The organism is Streptacidiphilus sp. MAP5-3, assembly GCF_041262505.1.
GTDB lineage: Bacteria > Actinomycetota > Actinomycetes > Streptomycetales > Streptomycetaceae > Streptacidiphilus.
Genome location: NZ_JBGCCL010000063.1, coordinates 1 through 3920, shown reverse-complemented (window position 1 = coordinate 3920; position 3920 = coordinate 1). Strand labels below are relative to the sequence as shown.

Genomic DNA, 3920 nt, shown 5'->3' with positions numbered 1-3920 from the left:
GTTGCACTGACCGAGAATCTAACGCAATGACAGACACCTGCATCGTTGCGTTGAAGTAAAGCGAACGCTACCGGCGCCGGACACCACACCAACCCCCGACAACAAGCTGCCGCTCGCCCGTCCATGGGGAAGGCCTTCGGCTGGGGTGACAGGGGCCAGGGAGCCCGCTTGGTCATCACCCGCGTGATGTCGGTGATCTCCCCGCCCCAGTCTCGCTCTCCCTCAGCGTGACCTTCTGACCATCAGCCGTCCCGCGCGGGCTCAACCAACAGGTACCGTTCGCCCGGCTCGGTAGAGCAGCGCGTCCCAGCCGACAAGCACCAGAGCGCGGGCGGCCGCGCCCAGGTCGGCTTCGCCGGCGTCAGCTGGGCGCCCGCCCCGGCGATAGCGCCAGGCCACCCGGACCTGACCGCGCTTCTCCGCCTCCGCCACGGCGCCGCCGTCGACGACCACGTCGCCGTCAACCGCACACGGCGGAACGCCGGCCGCTTCCAGAGCAGGAGCCACGGCACGCCCGGCCGCACCCACTCCCACGGCGCGGGCAGGTCCAGGTGGTTGGCAGCCAGGCTGCCAAGGCACTTGGGGCTATCGGACAGGGGGGCGGACGGGCATGGCGGGCGAACCGATCGGCCGAAGTGGATCCTGGTATCCCGCAGCCTGCCCCCCGTCACCGCCCCAGCCCCGCAATGGCCGGGGCGAGAGGCCACTCGGGCAGGGAAACACAACTTCGACATGGCTCGCTGAGGCAGCTACCTTCGCCTGGTCCTCGTCGATCGCCCACGGTCGCACAGGAGTTCCTTCAGGCGGTCCGCGCTCGGGGAGATGCCCGGAAGATGACCTCTGGCCTGCGTATTTCGCTTGTGCGGGCAACCGGGCATCTCTACCCTGATGTCTCAACGCGACGAGGCAGACGAGTAGCTGCGGAACCCTGCGAGTCGAGAGAGCTGCCACCAACTGAGACGGCAGCCTCGCATACCGCAGTGAAGACACTCCTGAGCGCGGGGAGGAAATGCCCCGCCGGTCGGCCCCCGTCACCGGGCCACGATGAGGCCGTTGCCCACGGGCAACGGTGAAAGTGCGGTGGCACCGCGAGTCACCCTTCTCGCCCGCACTTCCAAGGGATCAGCCGAGGTCCGCTGGAGGACTGCGATGATCCACCCTGCAACCCGCGTACTGGTCGCCGACCTGCGCAAACACGTTGGAGAGACCGTTTCGGTCTCCGGCTGGGTGAACACCCTGCGCCTGCAACGCAAGATGCAATTCGTCCTGGTCCGCGACCACACGGGCATGACGCAAGTGACCCACAAACGCGGCGAGAGCGACCTGCTGGAACGTCAGCTCGAAGACATCACCCTGGAGACGGCGGTGCGGATCACCGGCCGGGTCCTCGACAGCCCTGTGGTCAACCTGGGCGGCCTTGAGATCGTCCCCACGAGCGTGGAGGTCCTCAACCGGGCCCATGCCCCGCTACCCATCGACGAGCACACGGGATCCGAGCACCGGCTCGACTGGCGGTTCCTCGACGTCCGCAAGCGTCCTGCCGCGCAGCTGCTGTTCGCCGTGCAGACCACAGTCGAGCAGGCGATGAGGGAGTTCGCCTACCGCGAGGGCTGCACCGAGATGCACACCCCGAAGCTGATGGGGACCGCCTCGGAGTCCGGGGCGGAAGTATTCAAGCTCGGCTACTTCGACCGCAACGCCTACCTGGCCCAGTCGCCCCAGTTCTACAAGCAGATGGCGATCGCCGCCGGCATCGACCGGGTCTTCGAGGTCGGCCCCGTCTTCCGTGCCGAGCCCTCGTTCACTTCCAGCCATGCCACCGAGTTCACCGGGCTGGACGTCGAGCTCGCCTGGATCGACGGCGTCCAGGACGTGATGGACTTCGAAGAGCACATGCTGGTCCACGCCCTGGCGACGGTGAAGAACCTCCACGGTGACGCCATTCGAGAGCATTTCGGTGTGGAGGTGACGGTGCCGGCGCTGCCGTTCCCGCGCATCACCATGGTCCGGGCCCAGCAGATCCTCAGGGCCAGGGGATGGGACCCGCAGGGGGTCAAGGAGGACCTGGACCCCGAGGGCGAACGGTGCCTGGCCGCGCACGTCAAGGAGGAGGCCGGGCACGAGTTCGTGTTCGTGACCGAGTACCCGGCAAGTATCCGGCCCTTCTATCACATGCGGCCGGCCGACCGGCCCCACTTGACGTCGAGCTTCGACCTCCTGTGGAAGGGCCTGGAGATCACCACCGGTGCCCAACGCGAGCACCGCCACGATGTGCTGCTCGAACAGGCCGCCGAAAAGGGAGTAGGAACCGAGTCGCTGCGGGACTACCTGAACTGCTTCCGCTACGGGTGCCCGCCGCACGGCGGCTTGGGCATGGGGGTGGGACGCGTGCTGATGGTGATGCTCGGCCTGGACTCGATCCGGGAAGCGACGTTCTTGTTCCGCGGGCCCAACCGGCTCACCCCGTAGGGTCCTTGACCTGCTCTGCGGGTGATGCACAGTAGCGGAGTCGCCGAGGGCGACGACTCCGCTACTGTCCACACGCGCGAACGCGACACAGCTCTCTGGCATGCGGGTGCGACCCCCAGCAGGTGCTCACGAGCGCGGGTCTGCCGGCGGGTGCGACCGACTCACCGCGATGGGGAGCCGCCCGCTCGGACCAGGCCGCCGACGGGCGCAGGCCCGCGGCCCCGCGTAGGTAACCCGGAGAAGTCCAGCTGCCAGACCTGGTGCCGGTCATCTCTCTCACGAACGCGCCCTCGCGCCGGGCGTCGAGCTGTCCACGGTCGCGCTGACAGCTCGCCGCCGGCATCAAGCTCTGAAGGCCTCGGCGGGGCGCTTGGTCCGCTTGGCCCCCCTGAGGCTGTGGCGGACCGGCCTGTCCTCACTCTTTCAGGGGGATCCCGGCGCGTCGGCAAGCCGTGGCGAGGGCTTGTATGTGACATCTGGATGGGCGCTGAGGTGGCCTCCGCGCATTGGTCTTGTTCATCTCGAAACCGTCAACACCGTTAGCCGGGGAAGTCACCGGATTCGTCTGTGTCATCCCATGTTGTTCTGCCTCCTCCGGCATAGGCCTTGTGCACCTCCTTTCGGAAGGAGCTCATCGTGACCACTGCAACCACAGCCCCGGGCCGCAGAGTCCGCCGAATCCCACTCGGCTCGGGCAAAGAAGGGCGCCTGCGGCGCGCCGCGGTTGTGCGTATCGGTTTCGGCCTGGTCTGGGCGGTCGACGCGTCGTTCAAGTGGCTGCCGGGGTTCATCCACGGGCAGACGTTGAGTGACGAGCTCGGTCAGGGGACGTCGGTCCACACCCCTGTGATCCATCAGTGGATCCTGATGTGGCACGCCGTCGCCACGGCCGCTCCGGGCGCGTTCGCTGTAGGCGCGGCCCTGACGGAGACCTGCATCGCGTTGGGCTTGGTCTTCGGTGTGTTCAGCAATGCGGTGTTCATCGGCAGCGCGGTGTACTCGCTGGGTATCTGGTCGTCCGCCGAGGCGTTCGGGCTGCCGTGGACCGCCCCCGGGATCACGGATCTGGGACCGTCGGTGGCCTACATCTTCGCCTCCCTGGCGCTGTTCCACGCGAACGCGGGCGCGGTGTGGAGCCTGGACGGCTGGCTGCGGCCCAGGCTCGGCCGCCTGGCGTGGCTGTCCAGCCCGGCTGTCGAGGCGACTGCCGCCTGAAACACCACCACAGCAGCACGGGACCGTGCGCTGGTCAGCTCACACAGGCTGGTCCGCGCCCGGACCTGGCGCTCTGTCAGCGCCACCCCGAGACCAGATAGACGCCCTGGTGACGAAGTGCCCACAGGCCCCACTTGGTCAGCGCCGGCTGGACGCCGCAGGTCTCGTTGGAGTGGTGTGGCTAGCCAGGACTGACGGGCCTTCAGCCACCCGTCTATGCTCGCCCGAACGCAAAT

At 67.8% G+C, this 3920-nt stretch carries 3 protein-coding genes; 2 read left to right on the top strand and 1 reads right to left on the bottom strand.

Annotated features, from left to right (window positions below; all coding sequences use genetic code 11):
• Window positions 1-261: 261 nt before the first annotated feature.
• Entirely contained in the window at window positions 262-507 is a 246-nt protein-coding gene (locus ABH928_RS36395; RefSeq protein ID WP_370073041.1) for a hypothetical protein, read from the bottom strand.
• Window positions 508-1149: 642 nt separating this feature from the next.
• On the opposite strand from ABH928_RS36395, the gene aspS reads away from it, so the two are divergent.
• Together aspS and ABH928_RS36385 are read left to right on the top strand one after the other, a co-directional pair.
• Window positions 1150-2469, top strand: coding sequence for an aspartate--tRNA(Asn) ligase (gene aspS, locus ABH928_RS36390; RefSeq protein WP_370073040.1), 1320 nt, complete (start codon window positions 1150-1152; stop codon window positions 2467-2469).
• A 636-nt stretch (window positions 2470-3105) separates the two neighbouring features.
• A complete protein-coding gene (locus ABH928_RS36385; RefSeq protein WP_370073039.1) occupies window positions 3106-3684 on the top strand; it encodes a hypothetical protein in 579 nt (192 codons plus the stop codon).
• Window positions 3685-3920 lie beyond the last annotated feature (236 nt).

Coding starts and splice junctions, on each gene's coding strand:
- aspS (WP_370073040.1), top strand. CDS start 1,150: ATGATCCACCCTGCAACCCGCGTACTGGTCGCCGACCTGCGCAAACAC.